Origin of the sequence: Streptomyces sp. NPDC058464, assembly GCF_042721035.1 — a bacterium.
Lineage (GTDB): Bacteria > Actinomycetota > Actinomycetes > Streptomycetales > Streptomycetaceae > Streptomyces.
Map to the genome: position 1 here is coordinate 44,492 of NZ_JBHXMA010000040.1, position 24,931 is coordinate 69,422.

Consider the following 24,931-nt stretch of genomic DNA (forward strand, 5'->3'; position numbering starts at 1 on the left):
ATCGCCTGGGCCGTTAGCTCAATTGGCAGAGCAGTGGACTTTTAATCCATTGGTTGTGGGTTCGAGTCCCACACGGCCTACGGGTTGTAGGCGAGGGTTATCCCCTCTGACCTGCTGCGCAGCGCCTGAGTCGGCTTCGGTCGGGTCGGGCGCTGCTGCGTTTTCTGGTTTCTGCGTGAGCGATGCGTGAGCGGATGTTCTGGGTTGCACGCCAAGCGGTGTCCGCAGGGCACCTGACTGGCGGTGCGCGCGGCTGCTCGCCAATGGCCGCACGTGCGTGCCCTGGGCTGCCTTCGACCTGCTAAAGCCGGGTCCGGGGACCGCTATCCTGCCATCGGGCCGCCGGGCGGGCGGCCGTATCCCCGGTCAGGGCCTGTCCCGGCGGGTGTGCAGGGGGGAGACTGGACTTTGACAAGCAGCGCCGTGGCCGCCGTCCCGGGGGAGGGCGAGGCGTCCGCCGCGGTTGCCGTCGTCGACTTCAGCAATCTGTGCCCCGCGCCACGCTCGGACGCAGACGTATACGACGGACTGCACGCGGTGGATCGCGTGGTGCGCCAAGCCGTGAAGCAGCACTGGCCGCGAGTCTCCGACCTGCAACTGCGCCTATACGGGGGATGGCTGTTCCGCGACGGACGGGCGACCCGGCAGTGGGAGTGGGCGCTGCCGCACCTCGCTGACTTCCACACTCGGCGCGATGGCCTGCGGGTCGAGCCAGAGCTGGCTCATTCCTCGGCCTGGAACCCGGGCACCCGCATCCTGGGTACTTTTCGCACTGCCCGCGAGGCCGATCCCGGCCGTCCCCTCAAGGCCGCGCAGAAGATGGTCGACGGCCTGATCGTCGCCGACTCGTTGCGCTACAGCCTGGAGGGCAAGCCGACCGTCCTCGTCAGCGATGATGACGACGTTTTGCCCGGACTACTGGCCGCCGCTGCGCGTCCCAACCGCAGGATGATTTGGCTGCGCAAACGAGCCCCGGGCCAGTCCTGCAATGACCAGTGGCTAACGAGCCATTCGAACATAGAGATTTGTCACGCACCAGGATGGCCAACATGGTAACTGCCGATGTGACTGCGTTCGCCAATGAATTGCGGTCGGACCTGCTGACCTTTGTGGACCCCGGAACGGAACCAGAGATCACGGCCCAGGGTGGCGGGCTTCTCGTCCGCTGGTCGCACGACTTCGATGAACGCGAGGCATCGGCCACCTGGGACCGTGCCCGCGAGCAGTGGGTCATCGAGCACAATGGCAAGCGCGTCGACTATGCGTCCTTCGTTGCCGGGCCGGATCTGGCCGACCTGCGGGCCTTGGCTAAGAACATCGTTCAGGTCCTCGGCCGCCGCCGTAGTGACCGCTACGTCCCGGGGCGCGCCCGCCTCTCCGGTGGCGCCGACGAGGACGCCGCGACGCTTGTCGAGCGTTCCTCTGTGCCCGAGGACGAAGCGACGAAGATTGTGTTCGTCACCGGCGATGCCGGCGCTGGCAAGTCGCGGATGCTGTCCGAGCTGACCTACGAGGCTGCGATGCGCTATCTGCGGGGCGAGAGTGACTACCTCTACCTCAACGTCAGTGCGCAGGGCCGCGGACTAGCGCGACTCAATGAGGCCCTGGCGACCGAACTCCAGGACCTGCGAGCCAGGATGACGTACCACTCGGTGGCGCGACTGGTGCGGCACGGCCGACTGCGGCTCATTGTCGACGGCTTTGACGAACTGATCGGCGGACAGGGCAGCTACGAGGAGGCGTTCGGCTCCCTCGCTGGCTTCATCGAGGAACTGGACGGCCGCGGATCGGTGATCGCTGCTGCCCGCAGTGTCTACTACGAGCAGGAGTTCCTCGCCAGGACCAACAGCAGCTCGGAACTCGGCTCCCTACTCTGGTCGCTTGTCCCGGTGGAGATGCGGCTGTGGGGCACGGTCGAGGTCGAGGCATACCTCCCGCACTTCTCGCCAAGCGTCCGAGACCGGGTGCGGTCACTGCGCGACAGCCCCGACGCGGAGGGGACGCTGCTGGACAAGCCGCTGTTCCTGGCACGGACCTGCGAGCTAATGGAGGCGGAGAACCAGTCCATCGAGACCGGCCGTCCGCTTCTTGCGCAGCTTGTGGACGCTTACGTCCAGCGTGAGGTCAGCAGCAAACTGGTCGGTCAGCACGGTCAGTATCTCAGCAGTGAGCAGTACGTCGAACTCCTCACGGAGATCGCCATCGAGATGTGGCGACAGAAGACCCGGGAACTCAATCGCTCTACTCTCCACGACCTGGTGTCGATCTTCGCTCAGGTCCACGATCTGCCTACTGAGGCCCAGCAAAACCTCATCGACGCCGCGCCCAGCCGCGCCATGCTCATGCTGGGTACCAAGCCTGGCACCGTCGCCTTTGAACACGACCTCTTCTTCGGCTTCTTCCTGGCCAAGCCGATCGAGGAGGCCCTGGCCCGGGGCAGCCAGGAGGCGGCATCCATCCTGCGACGCGCCAACCTCCCCGTTGAAGCCGCCCGTGCGGCGGTCGGCGACGTTGTCGAGTCCGGCACCAGTGGCCAGGACATCCTCTCCGTGCTCGCTCTGGCTGTTGACCCGAATGACTCCTTCGCGGAAGTGGTGGGCCGCAATGCCGGCACCCTCGCGGCGGAAGTCCTGCGACTGCGCGGAACGGTCGAGCCCGACTTGATGGTGCAGAACGTGACGTTCGCGGATGCCGACACATCGGGCCTCGCGGTGCGCGGCGCGTCCCTGGTAAATATCCGATTCGAGCGTTCCGACCTGCGTAACACGCGGTTTGAGTCGTGCATTGCGCAGGGCGTCAGCTGGCATCTGGTGGTGATCGACCCAGAGACCACCCGGTTCGACTTCACTGGCGTCACTCCCGCGGACTTTGTCGGACTGCGGGTGGCTGGCAGCCAGGGCGTCGAGCAGGACTTCGTCGCGTCGTCGATCCTGCGGCGGCTCCAGGGCTGTGGCCTCGGAGCTGACGTCGACGAGGTGAGGACGCGCGACGTCGCCGACGGTGTAGTGGCGGTGGTCGAGAAACTGGCTCGGCACTACTCGCGCTCTAACATGCTCTGTACCGACGACGGCGCTATCGGTTCGGTCATTGATACCCCCGTCTGGCAACGGGTGATGCATGCGGCGGAGGAGTCCGGCGTGGTGCGTCGCGAGCCGCGGGCGACGTCTGGCCGACCCAAGACCTTCTACCGGCGGATGGTCTTGCCGGAGACGCTGCTGGCCGGCCTGGTCGAGGACGCCCCGGTGCCGCATGCCGTCGCCGACTTCTGGTCCCGCCTGACAGAGGCTGCCTAGGACCGTTTCGAAGGGTCCCTAGGCGAGGCATATGGCATCTGAGCTGCTACGCGGCGTCTGAATCGGCATTGGCTGGCTTGGGTGCTGCTCTGCCTTCAGGCGCACGCGTGAGCGATGTGTGAGCGGATCTATCCGTGATCTGCGGATCGGTTGCGGCCACGGCGGACGGATCGGTGCCTACCGGACGAGATCGGGGTATCAGCTTCGCCGCCTTCTCAGCGATTTCCCGGTCCAGCTCCGGGAGCAGGCTCGTGTACGTGTCCGAGGTGAGGGTGATGGTGGAGTGCCGGAGCGTCTCCTTCACCGTGTGGATGTCGCCACCGCCTCCGTGCGTGAGCGTTGCGGCGACGTGGCGCAGGTCCCGCAGGGTGATGGGCGGCAGGTCGGTCGTGGCGAGGATGCGGCGGAAGGTCTCGGAGGCCGTCCCGGGGTGGAGCCAGGAGCCGTCCTCCTTGGTGAACACCTTCCCGGTGTCCTGCCAGGCGCTGCCCCACTTGGCGCGTTCCTTCTCTTGGCGGGCCTTGTGGTCGCGCAGCACGACGATGTTCATGCTGTCGAGCGCGATTGTGTTCGCGCTGCCGTCCGTCTTCGGCTCCGACTCATAGGGGTCCCAGCCGTCCACCACGATCTCCTTGGCCGGGGTGATGAGGCCGACGACGAGGTCGATCTCGTGCCAGTCCTGGCCGACCGCCTCACCGCGTCGGAGGCCGCGGGTGCCCATGAGGTGGAAGATCGCGTACAGACGATCGCCCTCGGCGGCGTCCAGGAAAGCGCCGAACTGCTGCGGAGTCCACACCATCACCGGACCGGGGAACTCGCCCGTCTCGCGCCAGCGTCGGACTCGCTCTTCGGTCCACAGAAGGGGCTTCGGGCGCCTGCCGGACTCCAATTCCACGTGGGAGGCGGGGTTGAAGGTGATGAGTTGCTGGGCGATGGCGGAGTTCAGGGCCGCGCGGAGGGTACGGCGGATCGCCTGACGGGAGGCCGGGCCGGTGACCTTCCGGAACGGCTTCATCTCGGCGAGCTTGGCCCGTTCGACGGCGAGCAGCTTCCGCTCGGCTCCTACGGGGCGTCCGGGCTTGCTCGGCTTGCAGCGGGCGATCTGCTCGCGGCGGGCCTCGTTCTCGGCCGCGATCACCTCGTTCTCGTCGGCTATCGCGTCGAACATCTCCACGAGGTGGCCGACGTTGAGCCTGTCGAGGCGTACGTGCCCGATGCGCGGCTTCAGGTGGACGCGGATGTGGGAGGCGTAGCCGTTGAGCGTGGTCTTACGGCGCTTCTTCGCCGCGAACCACTGATCGAGCCATTCGCCGACGGTGAGGCTGCCGCGGAGAGCCAAGCCCGCGCGCAGACGGCGACGGGTCTCCTCGATGGCCGGCAGCGGCACCTTCTCGGTTGCGACCTCCTCCAGCATGTCGACGAGACGCTGGAGGAGGTCGGGGTCGTCCTTGTCCGCCAGGGCGAGCAGGGAGCGCACGTGGTCGAGGTCCGCCTGGGCGTCCTTCAGGGACTCGTAGCCGGCGCGACTGAAGGATCGGCGTGTGCCGTTCTCGCGAGGTGGCAGCTCCTGACGTATGGAGTAGTAGCCGTGCTTGCGGCCCTTGCGCTTGGGACACGAAGAGCCGAGTTCCTTGCCGGTCTTCGGGTCGCGACAGGAGCAGCGGCGGTAGGTGGAGCCCTTCAAAGGCGTTCCTCCGGGGTCGATTCGGTATCGGGTTCGGGCGGGTTGACGTCGCCCAGGGCGGGTGGCAGATGGGGTGGGGTGGCCCCGTCCTCGCGAAGGTCGCGGCGGAGGTGGCGGAGCCTGTACTTGGCGGAGATGGCCTGATCGGCGTACTTCGTACGCCTGCGCTCGGCCTCTTCTTTCTCGGCGCGGCTGGCGGCCGTCTTGGCCGAGAACCGGGCCTGTTCTTCCTCTTCGAGCGCAGCCAGAGCGGTGCGGATGAGGCTGGCGTGAAGCTCGAAGTCGGGTACGAAGCCCGCGTCGTAGCCAGGCACGTCCTCCTCGCCGGTGAAACGGCGCAAGGCGTCCCAAGTGGGCACGAGGTGCTGGAACGGCAGTTCCTGGGTCTCCTCGACGTAGCCGACCGGGAAGATCAGGTAGACCGGGTACGTCTCCAGGGCGGCGGCCAGGACCATGACGTCCACGAGGGGGAGGTTGGCCCGTCGGCCGGACTCCATGTTGGCGATCACGTTCCGGGGGATGGGATGCCCGAGCTGCTCGCACCGGTCCGCCAGCTCCTGCGCGCTCCACCCCATCTCCTTTCTTCTGCGCCGGACTTCGCCGGCCACGTTGGCCTTGATGCGGTCGGCCCACTCTGGAACGTCGTCCTCATCAGCATCCACAACAGGTTGTGTCATGAAGACACATTAACTTGCGCATCCTGGTTGGTAGACGCCTGGAGTCGGACGTGATGACCGTGTTCGCCGAGGGCTGTACCGAAAGGGGCGCACTGTATGCGCGAAGACGCGACGGCCGGAGACCTTAAGGGCTCGAAGGGGATGAGCCGGGAGGAGCTCCTTGCCCTCCCGGTCTCCATTGACCTGGAAACAGGCAACCCGGCTCTGGGGCTCGGACGGAGCAAGGGATACGAGCTGGCGAAGCGGGGCGCCTACCCGTGCAAGGTGCTGCGGCTCGGCAGCGCCTACCGGGTCGTGACTGCGGATCTGCTGGATCTGTTGGGGCTGGCGGCGTGAAGGGGCGGCAGCCTAGCAAACGGTTCTGCGCTGAGCTGACACAGAAATGCTGGACTGTTGCCGGGGTTGGACGTACGGTCCGTGTTCCCTCGCGATCACCCGGTGCCCGCGAGAAGGCAACAGGCCCCCAGCGGTGCAACGCCGGGGGCCCTAGCAACCCCGTACGGCCCGTGAAGTACCAACCCGGCGGCAAGGGCGTGCAAGCCCGCTACCGCCAGACGAGGAGCTGCCCTGTGGAACATGCGGGAGCCAAGCCCTATTCCGCCACCGACCAGCCCGCGTGGCCGTCGGTCACCGTCCCCGGCCAGCTGGCCGACGGAAATGAAGTATCTTCACCGGACGCGGCCGCAAGTGCGGTTGAGGCATCGCCCGTGTCGCTCGACTGCGAGGGCGCACAGGTCCTCGCCGACCTGCGGGCGCAGATCAAGCGGTACGTGATGATCCCGAGCGAGGAGGCTCTGACCGCGGTCACGCTGTGGATCGCGGCAACGCATCTCCAGCGGGCGTGGCAGCACGCGCCGCGTCTGGCGATCGTGGCTCCGGAGAAGCGGTGCGGCAAGTCACGGCTGCTGGACGTGGTGACCGAGACCGTGCGCAACCCTCTGATCACGGTCAACGCCAGCGCGGCGGCGATCTTCCGGTCGATCGACGACGAGGACCCGCCCACCTTGCTGGTCGACGAGGCCGACACCCTCTTCAGCACCGTCAAGGCGGCGGAGAAGAACGAGGAGGTGCGCGGCCTGATCAACGCCGGCCACCAGCGCAACCGGCCCACGCTGCGGGTGACCGGGCCCGAGCACAAGCCGACCGCGTTCCCCACGTTCGCCATGGCGGCGCTCGCCGGGATCGGTGACCTGCCGGACACGGTGATGGATCGGTCGGTGGTCATCCGGATGCGGCGCCGTGCGGCGGGCGAGAGGGTCGCGGCTTTCCGTACCACCCGGGACACACCTGCCCTGCACGCGATCCGTGACCGACTCTCCGCCTGGCTCCAGCCGCTGTACCAGCGGGCGCTGGAGATGGAGCCGCCCATGCCGGTCGAGGACCGCGCGGCCGACACCTGGGAACCCCTGGTGGTCATCGCCGACCTCGCCGGAGGCGAATGGCCCGCACTCGCCCGCACCGCCTGCCGCGTCATGACCGACTACGAGGCCGGACAGGACGAGGAAGGCGGCCTGCGCACCCGCCTCCTGGTCGGCATCCGCCGGGCCTTCGCGGCCGAGAACGACCCGGCCGTGCTGGGCACCAGGCGCCTGCTGGAGCACCTCAACGCGGACAAGGAAGCACCGTGGGCGGAGTACGGCGCCAACGGCCTGACCCCGCGTGGCCTGCAACTGCTGCTGCAGCCCTACGGCATCGGCTCGGCCAACCGCCGCTTCCCCGACGGCACCCAGGCCAAGGGCTTCGCCCGCAACCAATTTCTCGACACCTGGGCCCGCTACTGCCCCGAACCGGCACGTGCGGCCGACACCTCCCAGCCGGAAGTCGAACCGCTGCCCGGCACCTCGGCCTGACCCGACTTGTCTCGTCGCACTCGTCCCCGCGCAGGTCAGCGCAGGGACGAGTGAATGACCCGCAACGAGTCGTCTCGACATCACCAGTCCACTCGTACCTGCTCTGACCAGGCATGCGACGAGTGGTACGAGACACCGCACCTCACGGCCGCCACCCCTGCCCGCGCCGGTGGCCAACGCCCAACCCCACCTGGAGTGTCTTCGCTTGACCAACCTCTCCACACCCGCCCACCGGGACCAGCACCTTGACGAAGGACGGCCGATGATGACCAAGGAGGCTGCCGAGCGCTGCACACTTTTCGTAGCGGGCGTCGTCATCGTGGCGCTTACGGCCGGCGGCTTCTGGCTCTCGTACGCGCATCTCGCCGAGGTCGCCGGCCAACATGGGCTCAAGAGTTCCCCGGTGCGCCAGTGGGCCTGGCCTGCGACCCTGGACGCGTTCATCATCGCGGGCGAACTGCTGATGCTCCGCGCTGGCCTGCGCCGGATGACCGGCTGGGGGGCCATCACCCTTACGGCCGCCGGATCTGTCGGTTCCATCGCTCTCAACGTGGCCGGGGTCAACGGCACGGGGCGCGCCGGGACTGTGCCGCTGCTCGACTATGTGGTCGCCGCTGTTCCGCCGACCGCCGCGCTGCTGGCCTTCGGTGTCCTGATGCGGCAGATCCACCAGCTCGTTGACCAGCCCGCGCTCCATCCGGACACCCTTTCCGTCCGGGCTCCGGAACCAGCGGTCACCGCGCTCGCCAAGACCGCCGTGCGACCAGCCGAGCCTGTCCAGCCCACTGAGCCTCAGGCCGTCGTGCCCGTCCGGTTGCCGGAACCACCTTCGGGGGTTGCGGAGAGCAGGCCGCGCGCTGGCCGTCCGCCGAAAGCCACGGTCGAGGAGCTCGTGGCGATCGGCCGGACTGCCCTCGCTGAGCACGGCACGCTCAGCCGGGACATGCTCCGGAAGGCCGTTAAGGACAGGGACTTGACCATCGGCAGTGAGCGGCAGACCGAGGTGATGAAAATCCTCCGGCCCGAGATCGAAGCCGCCGCCGACACCGGTCCAGACAGCGGCTGACCGGAATTCCTATGGGGTGACCGGAACCCCTTCCGGTCACCCCGGTCAGCCGACCACCGCTTCACTCGCCGTCCGCTCGTCCATAGCTGTGGATGGGGTGCCGGTCGCCAGCACTCCGCCAGCCTTTCCCGCGATTCCGGAGAACCGCCCGTGACGCACAACCCGCTCCACCCCGACCACACTTCCGACGAGCCGCTGCCGCTGACGAAATCCCCTACCCGGCTGGGGCGTTTGCGGCTGGCGTTCGGACGGGTCGCCCCTGGCGGAGCCAGTAGTACCCCGAGTCCGACTCAGGGCCGGGCTTCGGGGGTCTCCGCCCCGGGGGTGGCGGAGACAGTCCAGCGCCAGGGGGCGCCGGACCAGGGAGTCGGGGCCGAGGGCGGCTCCGACCTGGACACGTTGCACGCTGTCCAGCACGAGACCCTGAGCCCCGTCCGCGCTCCCGACACCGTTGAGGCTGTCGGCGGTGAGCCTGCAGTGAAGAGCGTGCAGCCCACGATTCGCCGGTTCACTGGCACCAAACGCGACGAGCGCGTCGGCCCTCTGCGCTTCACCGCCGACCAACTCGCTCTGCTCAAGAACGCCGCCGCCCTAGCATGGCTACAACGGTGAGTCAGGGTTCGCCGCCGATGTCGTTCTCGCCTTCGTCACCGGCCGGTTCACCGCCAACCTGCCCCTGTCCGAGGACCGTCGCCGCACATACATCTTCCGCGCCCAGGTCCTGCGCCAGCTCAACCGGATCGGCGTCAACGTCAACCAGATCGCCCGCGCCCTCAACAGCGACTACACCCCACCCGACATCCGCCAGCGCCTGACCGAACTCCACGACCTGCTGGAGCTGATCGCCGAAGCTCTACGCCGGCCCGTCGATCTGGAGACGGAGGCGTCCGCGTGATTGCCGCCATCAAACGGGCCGGGTCCAACACTCGCGGCCTGCTCGCCTACCTCTACGGCCCCGGCCGCTATGACGAACACCTTGATCCGCACATCGTGGCGGGGTTCGCGATGCTCGGCATGCCCGACCCAGGCCGAGACGAGAACGCCACCCTCACCGAACTGGGCCGCTATCTCGACGAGCCCGTGCGGCTGCGCAACAGCGAGTTCGGCAAGAAGGTCACCGACCACGTCTGGCACTGCCCGGTCCGCGCCGCGCCCGAGGACCGCTACCTCTCCGACGTGGAGTGGGGCGAGATCGCCCAGCGCATCGTCCAGGCGGCTGGCATCGCGCCCGCCGGTGACGACCTGGCCTGCCGCTGGATCGCCGTACGGCACGCGGATGACCACATCCACATCCTCGCCACCACCGTCCGCGAAGACGGACGCTGCCCCAAACTCCACGACAGCGGCATCCGCGTCGGCGACGCCTGCCGCGAGATCGAGGGGGACTACGGGCTGCGCCGCCTGAAGAAGGGTGACCGCACCGGCGCCCGCCGCCGCACCCAGGCCGAGATGCACAAGGCTGAACGCCTCGGCTGGGACCAGCCCAGCCCCGAGTGGCTCCAGGACCGCATCCGCGCCGCCATCCCCCACGTGACAGGCGCCGAGGAATTCATCGCCTACCTCGAAGCCGGCGGCGTCGAGGTTCAGGTCCGGCGTGGCCCGTCAGGGGACCTCCTCGGCTACGCCGTCGGCCGCCCCGGCGACGTCAACGAGGCCGGCGAGCAGATCTACCACCCCGGAAGCAAGATCTCCCCCGACCTCTCCCTGCCCAAAATCAAGGCCCGCCTCGAATCCAGCCAGCTGGAAGAACACCCCACAGCCCGCCGCAACCACCCCAGCACCCCCTGGCACCAAGCCACCGACGCCCTCGACACCCTCCACACCGACCTCTCCGACGACACCCACGCCCAAGCCCACATCACCGCCCTCGGTGAACTCCTCGAAGCCACCGCCCAGAAGGCACCCGCCCATCTGCACGCCGAACTCCAAGCCGCCTCCAAGGCGTTCGCCCGAGCCCAGCGCTCCCAGATCCGGGCCGAAGACCGAGCCGCCCACGCCTTGCGCAGCGCGGCACGCGACATCGTCCACACTGCCACCGGCCCCGGTGGCAGCGCACTCGCCGCCCTGGTCGCAGCCCTCGTCTGGGCCACCATCCTCGCCGGGCGCTGGCACGAAGCGAAGCACCACGCCCACCAGGCCGACGCTGCCCGCCAGGCCGTCCAGCACCTCCAGGCGGCCGCCGACCGCGCGCTCGCCCCGATGCTTGCCGAACTCACAGCCCGACCGCCCAGGGATCAAGCCCGCCGCGTCCTGGCCAGCGATGTACGAGCAGCCGTCCCCGACCACTCCGAGCGCATCCTCACCGACCCGGCCTGGCCCGCGCTCGCCACTGTCCTCGCCGATGCGGAAGCCCGCGGCCACCAACCCCACCAGCTCCTCAAGGAAGCCGCTGCCCAGCGCGAGCTGACCACCGCACGACAGCCCGCCCGCGTCCTGATCACCCGCATCCAGCACACCGGCCGAAACCCGGCACCCAACCGCCGAGCCGAAGCCGCCCGCCTGCAGTCGACCATGGCAGGCTCGGTCCCCATGCAGCAGAGCCGCAGCCCCCAGCCCGCAGCGGCGACACTCACTGAACAGCGATACCGACGGCGCCGGTAGACATCGCGTGGACGCCCGCGTCGGATTGCGTGGTGCTCAGCTTCGGCGGGCGGCGCCGTTCGGCCACACCACGTCCACTGGGATACCCGCCGCCTGTGCTTCAAGGACCGTGTCGGCCGTCCCGCCGCCCTTGCCGGTGGGCGGTTCGCCGTTCCATACGGCCACAAGCCGGTCCGCGCGTTCGATGAGGACGGCGTTGGCGGCCTCGTACGCCTGCCGGTTGGCGGTCTCGTGGGGGAGGACGAGGACTTCCTCAGCGGCTTCGACGAGGTGGTCGAAGAGGGGGGCGTGGTCGGGCTTGACCTTGTTCTGGTGGTAGTCCTGGGAGGGGATGACGACGGTGAGACGTCCGCCGGCGGCCAGGACGGCTTCGGCGAACAGGGAGGCGGCGCCCTTGGCGATGCAGGAGACGCCGACGAGGTCGCCGTCGCCCGCGTATCGCTTGAGCAACTCGTCCAGGGCGGTGCGGACCAGAGGGACGGTGTCCTCGGTCAGGTCCATGTGCCCCGTCACCGCGATGGTCGTCACGGTCATGTACCCCTTTCAGGTCGACAGCAGGTCGCGGATCCTATCGCGGGCCTCGCGCACAGGCCGGGCCGCGCTGTTGCCCACGGTGTACGGGTAGAGCTCGCCGAGCTGGGCGCGCACGCGGCTGGAGCGTGTGGCGCGTGCTGCGTCCACCGCGCGATGGGTCTCCTCCACGGCGCCGGTGAGGTCGCCGAGCAGGAAGTGGCACTGGGCCAGGCCGATGCGATCCAGTGCGTGGCTCCGGCCGGCCTCGGGGCCGCGCCGGGCCAGGGCTTGGTGGATCTCCGTGGCTGCGGGTTCGGCGTACTGCTTGGGGTTCTGGCGGGCCAGGTCCAAGAGGCGGCCTCCGGTAGTGCCGGCGAGCTCAGCCTCGTCGAAGTAGGCGATCCAGTACGGCTCCTCGGCCGGTTTGGCATCGGCCAACGCTGCGGCTGCCTCCGCGGTGGCCCGCTGGAAGGCGGCGGTGCGGCCCAAGGCCGCATACGCCCACGCTTCCCGGGTGTGGAGCATGGCCCGCACCGTGGGCCCGGCGACGTGCCGGGCGCCGTCCTGGGCGAGGCGGATGAGTTCGAGGGCGTCCTGGGGCTGGTCGCGGTAGAGCATCTGGCGGGCCATGCCCGCCAGGACGTTGGCGCCGAAGACCATGTCGCCGCCGGCGTGGGAGGCACGTAGCGCGAGCAGGTAGTAGTTCTGGGCGCGGCGCTGGAGGCCGGTGTCCCATGCCATGGTGGCTGCGGTGCCTGCCAGCTGAGCCATCACCTGGTACAGGCGCTGTTCGACCTTGGGTGACTGGTGTTCGTCAAGGTGGGCGGCGACCTCGCTGAGCTGGCCCAGGACGGCCTTGCGGCGCAGGCCGCCACCGTACTTGTGGTCCCAGGCACGGAAGGCACGAGCAGCGGACGCCAGTTCCTCGACCTCCCGTGCTCCGAGCCGACCGCGGTGACGGGGTCGGGCCGTGGAGCCCGCGGGCTGCAGCCACCCCTCCAGAGGGTCGAGCAGGGCGGTGCCGGTGATGGCGGCCCCCGCCAGTGCGCGGGTCGCCGCGCGTCGGTCCATCACGAGATCGCTCCTCGTCAGGTTCGCGGCCAGGTCCACGGTGGCATCGGGCCGCCAGGGGACCTCATCCGTACTGGGCCGCTCGCCCTCCGGCTCCGAGGAGGGATCCTCCTGGACCGGCCGGGTTTCCCAGGCACGTGGGGCGAGTCCGAGAATGTGGCCCGGGATCCGGAGTCCGTCGGAGATACGGCAGATGACCTCGAAGCTGGTGACCTGCTGCTGACCGGGGATGATCGTGGAGACCTTGCCCGGGGTGAGGTGGCAGGCGGAGGCAATACGGTTCTGGGACAGGCCGCCGTACTCGCCGTCTTGATACGGCTGCCGCTGCGGTTGAACGTCACTACAGCACTGCCTTGGGGGGCCTTGTACGTCGCTTCATCTTGCCCCCATCTCTGCCATCCTGCTGACCGCCGCCTGCGGGGCTGGCGCGGGGCATACAACGTCCTCGCAGGCTAAGCCGAGCAGCCACACCGCCACCAAGGCCAGCCATCCGAGAAGCACCCCGGCCGCCGCGAAATCCACCTCGAAGCCCAAGTCCACGCCGAAGCCGAAGGCGTCCGCAAAGAAGAAGTCGTGCGAGCCAACGAGGGATGTTCTGGTCTGGTACAAGACGCCTGGCGTGCCGAACAGGGCTCAGCGGCTGGGCAACTACAACCTGGCGACCTGCGAGTCGACGTTCAAGTGGTTGCCGTCCACGGCGCCGACGGAGCCGGGCAACTGCACTGAGGCGGCGTGGGCGAGCGACAACCCGGGGTACAACGCCGACGCCGATCCTGCCCCGCGCCTGAAGAAGGTGCAGATGTCCGTCGGACCTGCCTGCTGAGGTCCGGATCGCGCCGGTTACGCTGCCGACGCCCCCGTGTTCGAGCGGCTAGGGCCATGAGAAGCCAGGGGGAACACGTGAACACGTGCACGACCAAGAAGGGTGTTCCGTGCCGGAATCCACTCATGGTTTGGTACGGCATCAGCCCTCACCCGGGCGTCTGCGAGCGCCACGCCACCCCGGAACAGAAGGCCGCGTCAACGGTGGCGCTAGACATCCCTGTCGACTTCGCTCGTGCTGACCCAGCCGTGGTGTTTCCTGGGGTGTCTATTACGCCGCAACGGCTCATCTGCGAGTTCATGATGGGTTGGGTGGCCAAGATCCGTGGCACGAACGAGAAGTACGTGTACGCGCGCACGTTCCTCAGCCGAAGCCGTGATCAACCCCACGGTTGGCCACTTATTGGGAACGGTCTGTACGAGTGCCGCGAGATCGGTGCACACGGCAAGTTCTCGTGCTTCTTCGTGGTCAAGGGCGTGTTCCGCAGCAAGGTGCAGCTGGTGACCCCGGAGGAAGCCGCGCGGATGGCCCGCCGGATGGAACGACAGCCCTCGGAGTGATGCCGGACCGGGCGCACCCATGGCCGTGGAACACTCCCTTCGTGAAACTTCCTCGTGACCCCCGGTCCTGGATCACTCTGGTGACGCTCGCGGTCATAGCCGCTGGTGGTGCTCTCGTCGTAGGCGCCGCCTTCGATGGCTGGACGTTGGGGCTTGGAACTCGTGACCGGGCGGTCACGATGAACACGGCCCTGGTGATCTACACCTGTCTTCTGACCGCCGTAGCCGCCGTCGTGGCACTGTGGGCCTATCGGGCTGCCACCGGTCGTCCCGCCCTGGACATCGAGATCACGTTCAACTTCAGCTCCCCGAACGAGCCCGTCTTCGTAGCGGAACGCGACGAGGACGAGGTCACGGGGTGGCGAAAACTGCGGGGCTTCAAGCAGACCTGGGCGACGGTGACGCTGAACAACGCGAGCGAGTACGCCGGCAAGAACCCGGGTGTCCGGATTCAGCTTGAGGGACTGGGCAGCCTCAAACCGCAAGAGGGCTGGCAAACGGTCACTTTCGTCTCCTCCGTGGGGATCACGGCGATTCAGTGGGACGGCGGAACCGACAGCATCGTTCACGGGCAGTGGTCGCGGGCACTGCCAACACTCGATTTCAGCGATGTCCGTGAGCTCGTGCCTGATGGCACTGCCCTCGTCGTCACCATCGTGGCGGATGGCGTCGCACCCCTTGTCAGAAGGTTTCCTGTCCGCGTTCTGGACGAAGACGAGTACGGCGTTTACACGGAGCAGCGGGCCCAGGGGCTGGTGGCACGGGCGTGAAGCTCCCCTCTCGTCGGCTGCGAGGTTTGGCCCCATGACTCACCGGTCTCGATTACGCGATCGTGTAATCCCTGGCGAACCGTTGCTCAGACGGCAACGGTTACCGGAAACGACTGCGGCCCGCCACCCCGGGGAGGGGCAGCGGGCCGTGCGGGCGGCGTCCAGGAACCGCCTGAGGTTGTTCCAGAGTTAGGGCGCCCCCGGCTGAAACCGGGGACGCCGGGCCTTCCCTCGTCGCCTTGGAGGATCACCTGTGAGCACATTGGTCACCCTGGGCTTTAGTCCGTGTCCCTCCGATAGCAGTCTGGGGAGTTGTCAGATGAGGTGAACTTGGGCAGGTCGTTGCGAAAAAAGCGGACATTCTGACTAGGTGGCTGTGGATTTGTTAGCTCATTTGCGGCTGCCTTTGAAATGATCAGGCAGAACGTCTTGATCAATGGGGAGCGGCCTGCTGTACGGCGCAGCTCAATGGATCCTTCGTAGCGGCCGGCCTGATACAGCCAGTTGCTGGCCAGGAACTTGAATGATGGTTGTTGAGGTTTGTCCTGGCTGACGATAAATGGGGCGGGATCAGCACCCCAAGTGGGATTGACCGTGTCGGAAGTCGGATCGTATGCCCATGTGTCGCTCTCCCGCCAATAGAAAGCTGGTCTCTTCGAAGAAGAGATGGAGCCGGTAGGGGTGAGGTGTAGACGCGCGTCGCGGATTACTTCAACATTCTCGCTCTTGGATCTGGTCGAGATTGTCGGCTGCACGTAGAGGCCAACCTCGTTGCCCTGCTTGTCGAGCCGAATGAGGTGAGGAAGTGTCACATCAACGGTGGGTGGCCAGTGCAGTTCGGTGAAGTTGTAGAGCGAAATGGCGAGGGCGCCGGCAGCAGCAGTCGCCGTGACCCACTTGTGCACAGCCTCGAAGCGTTGCTTTCTGCGAGACTTCGCCTGCCTGTTCGCAGCGTTTTCCATGCACCCACTCTGCCCGGAGCACAATCCTCGGTCCGCTGTGTTACTCCGTATGGAGGGCGAAAGTAGCGCCCGTCCGGGGGGCCACTAATCTCGCGAAGGCGCCCGGGCCGTCAGCTCCGCCGCGAAGCGCTGGGCCCTGCGAGGGGGCCACCCTGTTCAAGGCCCGGCACGTCCTAGGGGTGTTGCTCGCCTCGGCTGGTGGGCTTCCCAACGTTGAGACCGAGACGAGCAGTCCAAGAACCCGCCCGACCCCGTGACGCCTGGGGTGCGGGGCCTGGCGGGCGATTGAAGGGCCGTCGGGGCGCGAGGGTGGTTTCTCAGGCGCGGGCTTGGACGATGAGGGTCCCGATGTGCCCGGCCTTGGGCGCGTCCACCACTGTCGCCTCTGCCGTGGTGAACCCCGCCCGGAGCAGATGCCGCTCCCACACCGCAGGCCGGTAGCTGTACCGGTAGGTGAACATGGCCTTCCCCGCGAAGCCGCCCTTGTACATGCCCTGCGGACCGTAGGCGCCCGGGATGGCCGGCGGCTGGGAGAACACGAAGACACCCCCCGGGACCAGGTGCTGACGGATGAGGGGGAAGAGCCGGGACGGATCGGTGAACCAGACGGCGCCGAAGATGGAGTACACCGCGTCGTACCGGCCGCCGTCGGCGGCGAGCCAGTCCAGGATCTCGCCCTGCGCGATCCGCGCCCCGAGCGGCGCCCACTTCTCGCCCGCCAGCTGCACCATGCGCGGAGACAGGTCCACGCCGGTCGCCTTCACTCCCTGCTGCGCAAGGTGGGCCAGCGCGCGGCCGGTGCCGCATCCGACCTCGAGCACGGATTCGGGCGAGCCCAGGAGTTCCGGGCCGGGGCCGTGGCCGGCGTACTGGGTCCAGCAGAACGACGGCTCGGCGTCGTCCTTGAACGCCGACTCGGCGAAGGCGTCCCACAGTTCGGTCTCGGCGGCGATGTCGTGCGGTACGGGCACAGCGGTTCCTTGGGTCGTCGGGATGCGGGGCCCCCGCCCTCGGGGAGCCGTGAGGGCGGGGGCGACTGTAGCGGGGTCAGTGGCTGTCGGGGACCTTGTCGTCGCACGGCGAGCAGTCCGTGCCGTCGATGGCCCAGAGTTCCTCGTCGATCGCCCAGCCCTGGGAACGGAGGAAGTCACCGGTGCGCAAGCACAGCCCGTCTTGGCGGCGCTGGATGAACGGGGCATGGTGCTTGAACCGGCCGCCGTTGTAGAGGCGGCAGATGCCCCACCAGACGGGCGTGTCGAGGATGAGCTGATGCACGCCGATGTCGACGAGCTTCCCGACTCCGAGGTGCTGATCGGGGTTCTCGATGGACCCCATGACGTACATGACGGCGTTGCTGAGGATCCGTTCGGCCATGTCCCGGACCATGGTGTGGTCGCGGAGGAGTAGGGCGACCTCGCGGTCCCACAGGCTCATGCCGGAGTCGAAGACGTTGATGGTCAGGTCGGTGATGTGCGGGGCGACCGCGTTGAGGAGTTCCTGCGGGTCCCGGGTGCCGGTTGTGGCGGGCTGTTCTAACGCGACGGTCACGTTGTCCTCCTGCTGTGGACGGGCGCCCGGGTCGGGGCGCCTGGCCTCCCGCGCCATCGGCCGGGAGGGGATCTGGAAGCCGGCGCAGGTACGCCAGCAGGACGGGGCGGGCAATCGGGTGGCGGCTACCTCTCGCCGCCGACGGCCGGGACCTCGCCGGACGGCGAACTAACCGGGCCGTTCGAGAGCGGCCTGAGACCGCGCAGCCGGATGTGCGCAGGGCAGGCGTACCGGCTGACCTGCCGGCTCCCCGAGCCCTGGTCTTCCACGTGGATCAGCCGCACGTTCGAGGTGTAGCCCCGGCACCAGGCGCAGAACCCGAACGCCGCCATCACGCGCCGCCCAGGTTCTCGTAGTGGTCGCACAGGGCTTTCACCGACCGGGCCAACTTCATCGCCACCGTCATGTGGCCGGGGCTGTTGAAGCCAGGGCGTAGGCCGAGCCGCATACGGGCCTCCCTGGTGCAGGCCAGCGCGCACGCGCTGGCGACGTCGTCCGCCGGAAGGGTTCGGGTCATCGCCTCGATGGTGGGGATGAGTTCGTCGATCTGCCCGCGCAGCGCGCTGCCCAGGGCCGTCACCTCGTCGGTGGGAATGGGGCGGGCATCCGGGGCGAGGAACCGGTGCGCGGTTCTCCGCATCGTGACGATGTCCGGCGCAAGCTGCTGCTGTACCTCGGTCATGGTCGCGTCCGCGGTCATCCCGGCACCCCCACGTGGTAGCGGTACCCGCCGGGGCCGAGGACGGCGGCGAGGACGGCCGGGTCAGTGAGCTGGCCCGTACCGTCCGGGTGGCACAGCCACATGTACCCGAACAGCATCCGGGCCGAGGGCGGACAGTCCAGCGACCAGCCGTGCGCCTTCACGGACACCGCGCGGACGTAGGCGAGTTCCTCGGCGGCGTCGAGGGGGACCAGCCACCACGCTCGGTCCCCCTGGGTGTCGGCGAGGACCGGACCGTGGTGGCCGTCGGGGATGCGGGTGAGGGCGGGCATCGAGGAGATGAGCCGGGCCTCGGCGACGAGCCAGCGAGCACCGGAATCTATGGGGGCGAGGGTGTCGTCATCCCAGGCCAGACGTACGAGTTTCGGGTCCGCGGAAGACTCGGCGAGCCACGCGTCGCCTTCCTCGTACCGCATGACAGAGCTGGTCGGTTGGGCCATGCCCGGGACGGTATGCAGGGTGATTGCGCGGCGGCAGAGCGATTGCGCCGGATTGCGCGCGCGGGTGCGGCGGTTGCCGCGGGTTGCTACGACAGATGCAGGGCGGCGCTCGCGCGGCCGATCAGCCGGTGTGCCGTCGGCCCGTGGACCGCGGACTCGTCGAGCCAGTTCCACGCCTTCTCGTACAGGGCGATGGACTCCTCGTCCTCCAGCCACATCTCCGTCGACAGGGTCTCGACGATGACGAGCCGCCGGTCGTAGATCCAAAACCCATGGGACGGCGAGCGCTTCAGCTCGGCGGCGAACGGAATGATCCCGAGTTCGACGGTGTCCATGCCGATCATCGAGCGGAGCCGGTCCAGTTGGGCGGCCATGACCTCGCGCGGCGCGTTCAGCGCGTACAGGGCGCCCTCCCACAGCAAAATGCGGAAGGACCGCTCCGGCTCGTACAGGGCCTGTTGGCGGCGCATACGGGCTCGTACGGCGTCCTCGATGTCCGCGTCCGGGACGTCGCGGAAGCGGGCGTTCGAGGCGAACACGGCCCGCGCGTACTCCGGTGTCTGGAGCAGGCCCGGGACACGGATGATCTCGACGGCACGGAGCAGCGTGGTCTGGTCGGTCTCGACGACCCCCTGCTCCTGGCGGGCGCGGTGCCCGTTGGCGTACTGCCGGCGCAGCGACCGGTACCGGGTCTCCAGGCCGGTCAGGCGCCCGGCGAGTTCGGCGGCCACGTCGGGCCGGTCGACGGCCTCGGCCCACTGCTCAAGGTCTTCGCGGCTGGGGGTCTGCTTGCCGTTCTCCAGCCGCGAGACCTTGGAGCGCTGCCAGCCGAGCCGTTCGGCGATGCCCTTGCCGTCGTACCCGGCCTCGGTGCGCAACTCCCGCATGCGTGCGCCGAGGGAGACGCGCCCGGATTGGTAGTCCGTGCTCACACCATGGAACGTACCTGCTCGGCGAAGTCGGCGGCAGGGAGCGCGTGATGCCAGGCGGCGTCCCGGGCCTGGCAGGCGGCGAGCACCTCGGCGGGGTCCTCGGACCGGATCACACCGAGGGTGGTGTCGTCCTCGTCGAACACGAAGCGCAGCAGGGTGCGGGAGTCGATGAGCCAGAAATCGAAGTCGGGGAGGCCAAGCCGTTCGGCGTCCGTACGCCACAGGTAGCGGATCTCGTCGCCGACGGCCACGTTGCCCGGCGCCCGGGTCATCAGGAACCGCTGTCCCTCGGTGGGCGGGTCGTCGACGAGGCGGACGCGGCCGAACGCCTTGCCCTGCGCGGTCTGCTCGGCGACGTTCTGCCGCCACCCGTCGGGGGCGTCGTGGGTGACGTCCTCGCCGGCCTGCCAGCGTGCCCACGTCTCGCTGCGCCGGTCGGTGGCATAGCCGCGGCGCGTTTCCAGGCGCCATGCGGTGTGCTTGAAGTCGGAGAAGACGTGCGCGACGTTGGGGAACGGGATCACGTCCGTCGGCTGGTGGCGCGGGGCGAAGCGGGTGAGGAGGTCGCGGGGGACGCGGACGAACGTCTCGGACGGCTTGACGTCCCGCAGCTGGACGAGGTGGGCGGGGTCGGTCTCGCGGTCGCCCTGGACGAGGATCTCGTCGGTGCCCTCGATCTCGTACAGGGTGGGGCAGTCCCCGCCGTCGCTGGTCGTGCCAAGGAACCTGAGCGTCATCACGCCTCCGTCGCCTGGTGGTTGGACGTCCAGGATGCGCGGGATGGCGCAGGGCTGCCTGAGGATTGCGGCAGATTGCGCACTGAGCGTCCCGCAGCCCGGTTGCGGGCAATCGGCGAGGCAGCAGAAAGCCCCCCAGACGGTCCGTCATGGCCGTACTGGGGGCTTGCGTGGGCGCGGCCGTTGTCAGGGCTTCGGCGGGTTGCCCTCACGGCCCCAACGGGTGGCCCAGTACAGGTCTCGCACGGATATGTAGTCCTGGCTCGCCTTCATGGCCTCGGTCTGTGCGTCGCGATGCTCCTTGGTCAGAACCGGAGGCTCTTCCCCTGGGGCCAGGGGCTTGGGGTCACCCATGATGCTCCACAGCACCTGGTAGGCCTTGCTCATCCGGTTCAGGGCGCTCCTGTACCGGTCTTCGAGTTCCTCGAAGGGCTCACTCATCTCGTTCCCTTTCACCCGCTTGGACGACGTGGAGCGGGAATGTACGACCGCGGTCTGAGATCGGCAAGCGGCATCGGGGCCGGCGAGGGGCGGGAGACAGCTGAGCTGGGCCGGCAATGCCTGTTTCCCATCTCCTCAGGATGCGTCTGAGCTGCTGGTTGGGCCGTAGGGCATGCAGTAGACCCGTAGCTGCTTCACATCGGCAGCGTTGAGCCCCCAATTGCGAGAGGTACTGAGGCGCTTTGTGATGTCGCCGAGATCCGACCACGCCGCGTCATCGTCGGCGATTCGGTCGGCCGTGGCCTGCATGTCCCGACGGATGATGGCGAGTTTGTGGGCATTGACGTTGTTGCTAATAGAAATGTCGCGGCCTTGCGCAAGGGCCGTAGCCGCGTCCCACCAGGTGTCGAGGTCGGTGCAGAAGCGGACGCTGTCGGGGTCTGACTCTGGATCCGAGGGCATGCAGCCGGTGAGCAGGGCGGCAGCGAGAACTATGACCGCCGCGCTCATTGGGATGGTGCGCAAGGTCCCCCCAAAGGTGTGTTGATGCTGTGCGAAATCTAGACGCTGTCGCACGGCTGCAGGGAGGGAGGCAGGGCAGGGGAGGCTGGCACCCCGTTTGCGGCCGTCAGGGTGACGGACGCAAGCTGCCTCCCTTGCCTCCCCGACTGGGCGTTTCCGCAGCTCATGTACAGGGAGGCGGGTAGGGAGAACCCCCTCAGTCTTCGTCGCCTCCCTCGTCGTCCCTGTCGTCACCGCGCGCCGAAATGACCTCCATGATCCGGTCGAGGCTGACGTGCATCTTGCCGCCGTCGGTCTTGTAGTCGCCGTGCCCGGCGTCGTCGAGGACGGCCTTCAGGTTCCGGAACGACCAGTTGCCGTACTCGGCCGGGTTGAGGTCCTGGAGGCCGCGCAGCACGTCCTGTGTCCGCATCTTCGGCTCGTGCCCGAGGACGGCCGCGATGTCGGCGAGGTGGTCGGCCGGCGCGACCGTGGGCGCATCTACGGGGCCCCTGCCGTAGTACAGATCCATCGCCCGCTCGACGACCGGGGTGACCTCGTCGATGCCCTTGTCGGGGTCGCGCTGCACGTAGTGGGCGCGGATGACCTCGAACGGCTTCTTCGTGAACCCGTAGGTGACGGCCGTACCCACATCCTGGCCGGGCACCAACTCGGTCGCACGGATCCCCGCCTTGTACTTGCCGGAGCCGAGCAAACCATCGTTGGCGACCTGGTCGCCGACCGCGAACGCCACCCGATGCGACGTGTTGCGGGTGACGTCCCGAGGGATGCTGTCCGCGGTCGGGGAGACCGTGACCCAGATCAGGGTGATACCGACCTTCCGAGCCTTCTTCATGACGCGAATGGCCAGTTCAGCGGCCTCTTCGCCGTACTCCTTGTGCATGACTCGTGGCACTCGTCGAAGACGACGACCTTCGGGCGCATCCGCGGATCCCGCAGGGCGAGTTCGCACGTCAACTTGGGCGAGTCGCCGCCGAGTTCCTCCAAGAGCCTGCCCCGCTCGGTCACCTCGTTGGTGAGGCCGCGCAGGGCGTCGAGGGCCGCCCTCAGCTGCTCGGGGTCGTCACCCTTGACCAGGGTGCGCAGCCGGGGCTTGAGCGGGTCGTAGTCGATGTTCGTCGCCATCACGTAGACCTCGGCGATGACGAGCGGGTCGAGGATCGCGCCGAGCAGCAGGGCGACCACGATGCTCGTCTTTCCGGAGCCCATGATGCCGCCAACGATCCAGTTCGCCGCCATCAGCTGGCCGATGATGGGCTCGCCGCGCTGCGACACCGCGACCGGAACGCCCTTGAAGTAGTCGGTCGTTCCGTCGTGCAGCAGCGGCCACGGCGGCACCGGCCCGTTCAAAGAGCCCTGGTCGGCAACCCACAGGTCGAGGATGCCCGGCTGGTTCGGGGGCTCGGTCGGCCACGTCTCGACGGGCTTGCGGAGCAGGTTGTGGGCGAGGACCGACTTCTTCTTGTTGACCATCTCGACGGTGACACCCTGCGGAAGCTGCAGCTGCGAGTGATACCCGTTGCCGAGCCGCACGGTGGGCTGCACCCACCGCGGGCGCCATCCTTCCCCTGAGACCGGCCGAGCTACATCAAGGCCCACGGCGGGTAAAGCCGTTGGCCGCTTACGGTGCCGCGGAAGTAGGTTGAGCGGATGTCGACGCTGCCGCTGATCCTTTTGCTGTCGGGGAGCCTGCGGGCCGGGTCCACCAATGAGGCCGTCCTGCGCACCGCGCGCGCCGTGGCGCCGCCCGCGCGGATTCGGTCGGTCATGTACGAGGGCCTGGCGGAGCTTCCGCATTTCAACCCGGATGACGACACCGACTCGTTGTCGGCGCCCGTGGCCGAGCTGCGCGCGGCGATCGAGGGGGCGACCGGCATCCTGATCTGCACGCCGGAGTACGCGGGCACGCTGCCGGGTTCGTTCAAGAACCTGCTGGACTGGACGGTCGGCGGCACCGAGATCTGCGACAAACCGGTTGCCTGGATCAATGCAGCTGCCCCGGGGCGCGGCCAGGGCGCGGAGGCCACGCTGCGGACGGTCCTTGGGTACACCGGCGCGCACATCGTGCAGTCGGCCTGCGTGAAGATCCCGGTGGGCCAGGGGACGACGGGCGAGGACGGCCTCATCGACGACCCGGAGATCCGTCACCAACTCGGCGACGTGCTGGGTATCTTGGCGGCAACGGCGTCCGCTGACCGGGCCGCTGCGCCTGACCAGGCGTAACTCCTTGTTGGGACTGACCCGCTCGCGTACCTAAGAAGGGATCAAGCCGTGCCCCACGTGCTGAACTTGTGGCGTCAGCAGCTGGGCAGAGTACCCGAGTCCGTCTGGCAACGCACCGAACTCCAGGTACTGATCCTCGCGGACAACGGGCTCACGGACCTCCCGCCCGAGATCGGACGGTTGCTCCGGCTGACCACGCTGGACCTCGGCCACAACCACCTCACCTCGGTGCCCGACGAACTCGGTGACCTGGAGGGCCTCAGCGGCTGCCTCTACCTGCACGACAACGACTTGACCGAGATTCCCGACGCTTTGGGAAACCTGACACGGCTGCGCTACCTGAACGTCGGCGAGAACATCCTCACCGCCCTGCCCGAGACCCTGTGCCGGATGGCCGGCCTGATCGAACTCCGAGCGCAGCACAACCGGCTGACCACACTGCCCGACGACATCGGCCACCTGCACAGCCTCCGCGAGCTCTGGCTCCGGGGCAACGCGGTCCAAAGCCTGCCACCGTCCATGGCCGACCTCCGCGAACTGCGCCACCTGGACCTGAGGGAGAACGCCCTCGCCGAACTCCCGGAGATGCTGGCCGGCCTGCCCCGACTGTGCCAGCTCGACGTGCGAAGCAACCGCCTCGCACGACTGCCGGAGTGGGTCGCCGACATGCCTGCGCTGGAGAAGTTGGACCTGCGCTGGAACGCCTGCGAGCCTTCCCCGTCGCTGCTGACCGCACTGGAGCAGCGAGGGTGTGTCGTCCTCTTGTAGGCCGAAAGCCGCTGCTCAGGGGCACGTCGTGCGTGAGCGATGCGTGAGCGGACGATGTGGCAGAGGCCATCACGGCGTGGACTGAGCAGGTGGCAGCACCTGCCCTAACCAGCTGGTTCCGGACCCCGAAGCAGCGTCCGGAACCACCCTGCAAGATCGCGCCAGGACTTTTAATCCATTGGTTGTGGGTTCGAGTCCCACACGGCCTACGGGTGGTGGGCGGGGGATATGACCCCTGACCTGCTGTGCAGCGTCTGGGTCGGCTTTGGCCGCCTCAGACGCTGCTTCGTTTTCAGGCTCGTGCATGCGCGGTTGTGCCCCGGAGTCGGTGGTCGGCCTGCCGGGCTCGCGCATGCACTTGGCATGTCCACAGGATCAGGTGCGGGGGCGCGTGACATGTCGGACCTTAAGAAGGAGGCCGTGTCGCTGCACGCGGCGGCCTCGGGTATGCGCGCACTGGGACACCACACCGCGAAGCCGTTTGCGGCCGCACACGACCTCTCCGCCCTCGGCGCCCTCGGCTCCCTGCTCGGTGCGAAGGGCCAGGTCCAGGAAGGCATGACGACCCTGGCGAAGCTGACCGCGCAGCTGGACGGGGAGTGGCAGGCGGAGGCGAAGCTGATGGGCGAGGTCTCCGACGCCTTCGACCTGCTGGATGTGCTGCTGTCGGTCGCGGCGCGGGCGACGAAGGACTGATCGCGGCGCGGGCGAAGCAGGACTGATCGCGGC

At 68.1% G+C, this 24,931-nt stretch carries 28 protein-coding genes, 1 tRNA gene and 1 pseudogene; 14 read left to right on the top strand and 16 right to left on the bottom strand.

What is annotated here, in order from left to right; genetic code table 11:
- Nucleotides 1-7: 7 nt before the first annotated feature.
- The 3 genes from ACFWPQ_RS39465 to ACFWPQ_RS39475 all read left to right on the top strand — a co-directional run bounded on the left by ACFWPQ_RS39465 (nucleotide 8) and on the right by ACFWPQ_RS39475 (nucleotide 3,293).
- Nucleotides 8-80, top strand: a tRNA-Lys gene (locus ACFWPQ_RS39465).
- A gap of 328 nt (nucleotides 81-408) precedes the next feature.
- Entirely contained in the window at nucleotides 409-1,056 is a 648-nt protein-coding gene (locus tag ACFWPQ_RS39470; protein WP_384046102.1) for a hypothetical protein, read from the top strand.
- Complete coding sequence (locus tag ACFWPQ_RS39475; RefSeq protein ID WP_384046105.1) at nucleotides 1,050-3,293, top strand: NACHT domain-containing protein; 2,244 nt, start codon at nucleotides 1,050-1,052, stop codon at nucleotides 3,291-3,293. The genes ACFWPQ_RS39470 and ACFWPQ_RS39475 overlap by 7 nt, the downstream gene beginning before the upstream one ends.
- Nucleotides 3,294-3,339: 46 nt before the next feature.
- On the opposite strand, the gene xerC is transcribed toward ACFWPQ_RS39475, so the two are convergent.
- On the bottom strand, nucleotides 3,340-4,977 hold the full coding sequence (gene xerC, locus ACFWPQ_RS39480) for a tyrosine recombinase XerC (protein ID WP_384046107.1): 1,638 nt from the start codon (nucleotides 4,975-4,977) through the stop codon (nucleotides 3,340-3,342).
- A complete protein-coding gene (locus ACFWPQ_RS39485) occupies nucleotides 4,974-5,654 on the bottom strand; it encodes a helix-turn-helix domain-containing protein (protein WP_384046109.1) in 681 nt (226 codons plus the stop codon). The genes xerC and ACFWPQ_RS39485 overlap by 4 nt, the downstream gene beginning before the upstream one ends.
- Before the next feature lie 96 nt (nucleotides 5,655-5,750).
- On the opposite strand from ACFWPQ_RS39485, the gene ACFWPQ_RS39490 reads away from it, so the two are divergent.
- From ACFWPQ_RS39490 to ACFWPQ_RS39510, 5 genes and pseudogenes are all read left to right on the top strand, one after another.
- Entirely contained in the window at nucleotides 5,751-5,990 is a 240-nt protein-coding gene (locus ACFWPQ_RS39490; protein ID WP_384046111.1) for a hypothetical protein, read from the top strand.
- 437 nt (nucleotides 5,991-6,427) lie between these two features.
- Nucleotides 6,428-7,504: a DUF3631 domain-containing protein gene (locus ACFWPQ_RS39495; RefSeq protein WP_384046249.1), complete on the top strand. Its 1,077-nt coding sequence runs from the start codon at nucleotides 6,428-6,430 to the stop codon at nucleotides 7,502-7,504.
- 262 nt (nucleotides 7,505-7,766) lie between these two features.
- Nucleotides 7,767-8,570, top strand: coding sequence for a DUF2637 domain-containing protein (locus ACFWPQ_RS39500; RefSeq protein WP_384046114.1), 804 nt, complete (start codon nucleotides 7,767-7,769; stop codon nucleotides 8,568-8,570).
- 324 nt (nucleotides 8,571-8,894) lie between these two features.
- Nucleotides 8,895-9,465: pseudogene (locus ACFWPQ_RS39505) on the top strand (MobC family plasmid mobilization relaxosome protein).
- Nucleotides 9,462-11,171 carry a relaxase/mobilization nuclease domain-containing protein gene (locus tag ACFWPQ_RS39510; protein ID WP_384046116.1) on the top strand — a complete coding sequence of 570 codons (1,710 nt, stop codon included), beginning with the start codon at nucleotides 9,462-9,464 and terminating at the stop codon, nucleotides 11,169-11,171. Before ACFWPQ_RS39505 ends, ACFWPQ_RS39510 begins: the two are co-directional and overlap by 4 nt.
- Before the next feature lie 36 nt (nucleotides 11,172-11,207).
- Here the strand turns inward: ACFWPQ_RS39510 and ACFWPQ_RS39515 are convergent, their stop codons facing one another.
- The 3 genes from ACFWPQ_RS39515 to ACFWPQ_RS39525 form a co-directional block, all read right to left on the bottom strand.
- The gene (locus ACFWPQ_RS39515) at nucleotides 11,208-11,699 is read right to left on the bottom strand and encodes a hypothetical protein (RefSeq protein WP_384046252.1); all 492 of its coding nucleotides are present in this window, start codon (nucleotides 11,697-11,699) and stop codon (nucleotides 11,208-11,210) included.
- A gap of 15 nt (nucleotides 11,700-11,714) precedes the next feature.
- Nucleotides 11,715-12,758, bottom strand: a complete 1,044-nt coding sequence (locus ACFWPQ_RS39520; protein ID WP_384046119.1) for a hypothetical protein — start codon at nucleotides 12,756-12,758, stop codon at nucleotides 11,715-11,717.
- 372 nt (nucleotides 12,759-13,130) lie between these two features.
- Nucleotides 13,131-13,364 (bottom strand): hypothetical protein, encoded by a 234-nt coding sequence (locus tag ACFWPQ_RS39525; protein ID WP_384046122.1) that lies wholly within the window; start codon nucleotides 13,362-13,364, stop codon nucleotides 13,131-13,133.
- Between the two features lie 10 nt (nucleotides 13,365-13,374).
- On the opposite strand from ACFWPQ_RS39525, the gene ACFWPQ_RS39530 reads away from it, so the two are divergent.
- From ACFWPQ_RS39530 to ACFWPQ_RS39540, 3 genes are all read left to right on the top strand, one after another.
- Nucleotides 13,375-13,578 carry a hypothetical protein gene (locus tag ACFWPQ_RS39530; RefSeq protein WP_384046125.1) on the top strand — a complete coding sequence of 68 codons (204 nt, stop codon included), beginning with the start codon at nucleotides 13,375-13,377 and terminating at the stop codon, nucleotides 13,576-13,578.
- 125 nt (nucleotides 13,579-13,703) lie between these two features.
- The gene (locus ACFWPQ_RS39535; protein ID WP_384046128.1) at nucleotides 13,704-14,138 is read left to right on the top strand and encodes a hypothetical protein; all 435 of its coding nucleotides are present in this window, start codon (nucleotides 13,704-13,706) and stop codon (nucleotides 14,136-14,138) included.
- 80 nt (nucleotides 14,139-14,218) lie between these two features.
- Nucleotides 14,219-14,908 carry a hypothetical protein gene (locus tag ACFWPQ_RS39540; RefSeq protein ID WP_384046132.1) on the top strand — a complete coding sequence of 230 codons (690 nt, stop codon included), beginning with the start codon at nucleotides 14,219-14,221 and terminating at the stop codon, nucleotides 14,906-14,908.
- A gap of 278 nt (nucleotides 14,909-15,186) precedes the next feature.
- Here the strand turns inward: ACFWPQ_RS39540 and ACFWPQ_RS39545 are convergent, their stop codons facing one another.
- From ACFWPQ_RS39545 to ACFWPQ_RS39595, 11 genes are all read right to left on the bottom strand, one after another.
- Nucleotides 15,187-15,870, bottom strand: a complete 684-nt coding sequence (locus tag ACFWPQ_RS39545; RefSeq protein WP_384046136.1) for a hypothetical protein — start codon at nucleotides 15,868-15,870, stop codon at nucleotides 15,187-15,189.
- A 317-nt stretch (nucleotides 15,871-16,187) separates the two neighbouring features.
- Nucleotides 16,188-16,841 carry a class I SAM-dependent methyltransferase gene (locus ACFWPQ_RS39550; protein WP_384046139.1) on the bottom strand — a complete coding sequence of 218 codons (654 nt, stop codon included), beginning with the start codon at nucleotides 16,839-16,841 and terminating at the stop codon, nucleotides 16,188-16,190.
- A gap of 76 nt (nucleotides 16,842-16,917) precedes the next feature.
- Nucleotides 16,918-17,418 (bottom strand): hypothetical protein, encoded by a 501-nt coding sequence (locus ACFWPQ_RS39555; protein ID WP_384046142.1) that lies wholly within the window; start codon nucleotides 17,416-17,418, stop codon nucleotides 16,918-16,920.
- 331 nt (nucleotides 17,419-17,749) lie between these two features.
- Entirely contained in the window at nucleotides 17,750-18,118 is a 369-nt protein-coding gene (locus ACFWPQ_RS39560) for a DUF6415 family natural product biosynthesis protein (protein WP_384046145.1), read from the bottom strand.
- Nucleotides 18,115-18,579 carry a hypothetical protein gene (locus ACFWPQ_RS39565; protein ID WP_384046148.1) on the bottom strand — a complete coding sequence of 155 codons (465 nt, stop codon included), beginning with the start codon at nucleotides 18,577-18,579 and terminating at the stop codon, nucleotides 18,115-18,117. Before ACFWPQ_RS39565 ends, ACFWPQ_RS39560 begins: the two co-directional genes overlap by 4 nt.
- 86 nt (nucleotides 18,580-18,665) lie before the next feature.
- Nucleotides 18,666-19,511 carry a helix-turn-helix domain-containing protein gene (locus tag ACFWPQ_RS39570; RefSeq protein ID WP_384046150.1) on the bottom strand — a complete coding sequence of 282 codons (846 nt, stop codon included), beginning with the start codon at nucleotides 19,509-19,511 and terminating at the stop codon, nucleotides 18,666-18,668.
- Nucleotides 19,508-20,248, bottom strand: a complete 741-nt coding sequence (locus ACFWPQ_RS39575; RefSeq protein ID WP_384046153.1) for a DUF6879 family protein — start codon at nucleotides 20,246-20,248, stop codon at nucleotides 19,508-19,510. Before ACFWPQ_RS39575 ends, ACFWPQ_RS39570 begins: the two co-directional genes overlap by 4 nt.
- A gap of 186 nt (nucleotides 20,249-20,434) precedes the next feature.
- Nucleotides 20,435-20,689, bottom strand: a complete 255-nt coding sequence (locus ACFWPQ_RS39580) for a hypothetical protein (RefSeq protein WP_384046155.1) — start codon at nucleotides 20,687-20,689, stop codon at nucleotides 20,435-20,437.
- A gap of 135 nt (nucleotides 20,690-20,824) precedes the next feature.
- Nucleotides 20,825-21,199 (bottom strand): hypothetical protein, encoded by a 375-nt coding sequence (locus ACFWPQ_RS39585; protein WP_384046158.1) that lies wholly within the window; start codon nucleotides 21,197-21,199, stop codon nucleotides 20,825-20,827.
- Nucleotides 21,200-21,407: 208 nt separating this feature from the next.
- Nucleotides 21,408-22,046: a hypothetical protein gene (locus tag ACFWPQ_RS39590; RefSeq protein WP_384046161.1), complete on the bottom strand. Its 639-nt coding sequence runs from the start codon at nucleotides 22,044-22,046 to the stop codon at nucleotides 21,408-21,410.
- Entirely contained in the window at nucleotides 22,043-22,756 is a 714-nt protein-coding gene (locus ACFWPQ_RS39595; RefSeq protein ID WP_384046164.1) for a DEAD/DEAH box helicase family protein, read from the bottom strand. The genes ACFWPQ_RS39590 and ACFWPQ_RS39595 overlap by 4 nt, the downstream gene beginning before the upstream one ends.
- A gap of 105 nt (nucleotides 22,757-22,861) precedes the next feature.
- On the opposite strand from ACFWPQ_RS39595, the gene ACFWPQ_RS39600 reads away from it, so the two are divergent.
- From ACFWPQ_RS39600 to ACFWPQ_RS39610, 3 genes are all read left to right on the top strand, one after another.
- Nucleotides 22,862-23,434 (top strand): NADPH-dependent FMN reductase, encoded by a 573-nt coding sequence (locus tag ACFWPQ_RS39600; RefSeq protein WP_384046166.1) that lies wholly within the window; start codon nucleotides 22,862-22,864, stop codon nucleotides 23,432-23,434.
- 48 nt (nucleotides 23,435-23,482) lie between these two features.
- The gene (locus tag ACFWPQ_RS39605; RefSeq protein ID WP_384046170.1) at nucleotides 23,483-24,202 is read left to right on the top strand and encodes a leucine-rich repeat domain-containing protein; all 720 of its coding nucleotides are present in this window, start codon (nucleotides 23,483-23,485) and stop codon (nucleotides 24,200-24,202) included.
- Between the two features lie 396 nt (nucleotides 24,203-24,598).
- On the top strand, nucleotides 24,599-24,898 hold the full coding sequence (locus ACFWPQ_RS39610) for a hypothetical protein (protein WP_384046173.1): 300 nt from the start codon (nucleotides 24,599-24,601) through the stop codon (nucleotides 24,896-24,898).
- Nucleotides 24,899-24,931: the final 33 nt, after the last annotated feature.

Coding starts and splice junctions, on each gene's coding strand:
- ACFWPQ_RS39475 (WP_384046105.1), top strand. CDS start 1,050: ATGGTAACTGCCGATGTGACTGCGTTCGCCAATGAATTGCGGTCGGAC.
- ACFWPQ_RS39485 (WP_384046109.1), bottom strand. CDS start 5,654: ATGACACAACCTGTTGTGGATGCTGATGAGGACGACGTTCCAGAGTGG.
- ACFWPQ_RS39490 (WP_384046111.1), top strand. CDS start 5,751: ATGCGCGAAGACGCGACGGCCGGAGACCTTAAGGGCTCGAAGGGGATG.
- ACFWPQ_RS39495 (WP_384046249.1), top strand. CDS start 6,428: ATGATCCCGAGCGAGGAGGCTCTGACCGCGGTCACGCTGTGGATCGCG.
- ACFWPQ_RS39500 (WP_384046114.1), top strand. CDS start 7,767: ATGATGACCAAGGAGGCTGCCGAGCGCTGCACACTTTTCGTAGCGGGC.
- ACFWPQ_RS39535 (WP_384046128.1), top strand. CDS start 13,704: ATGGTTTGGTACGGCATCAGCCCTCACCCGGGCGTCTGCGAGCGCCAC.
- ACFWPQ_RS39545 (WP_384046136.1), bottom strand. CDS start 15,870: ATGGAAAACGCTGCGAACAGGCAGGCGAAGTCTCGCAGAAAGCAACGC.
- ACFWPQ_RS39560 (WP_384046145.1), bottom strand. CDS start 18,118: ATGACCGCGGACGCGACCATGACCGAGGTACAGCAGCAGCTTGCGCCG.
- ACFWPQ_RS39565 (WP_384046148.1), bottom strand. CDS start 18,579: ATGGCCCAACCGACCAGCTCTGTCATGCGGTACGAGGAAGGCGACGCG.
- ACFWPQ_RS39575 (WP_384046153.1), bottom strand. CDS start 20,248: ATGACGCTCAGGTTCCTTGGCACGACCAGCGACGGCGGGGACTGCCCC.
- ACFWPQ_RS39580 (WP_384046155.1), bottom strand. CDS start 20,689: ATGAGTGAGCCCTTCGAGGAACTCGAAGACCGGTACAGGAGCGCCCTG.
- ACFWPQ_RS39585 (WP_384046158.1), bottom strand. CDS start 21,199: ATGAGCGCGGCGGTCATAGTTCTCGCTGCCGCCCTGCTCACCGGCTGC.
- ACFWPQ_RS39590 (WP_384046161.1), bottom strand. CDS start 22,046: ATGAAGAAGGCTCGGAAGGTCGGTATCACCCTGATCTGGGTCACGGTC.
- ACFWPQ_RS39600 (WP_384046166.1), top strand. CDS start 22,862: ATGTCGACGCTGCCGCTGATCCTTTTGCTGTCGGGGAGCCTGCGGGCC.
- ACFWPQ_RS39610 (WP_384046173.1), top strand. CDS start 24,599: ATGTCGGACCTTAAGAAGGAGGCCGTGTCGCTGCACGCGGCGGCCTCG.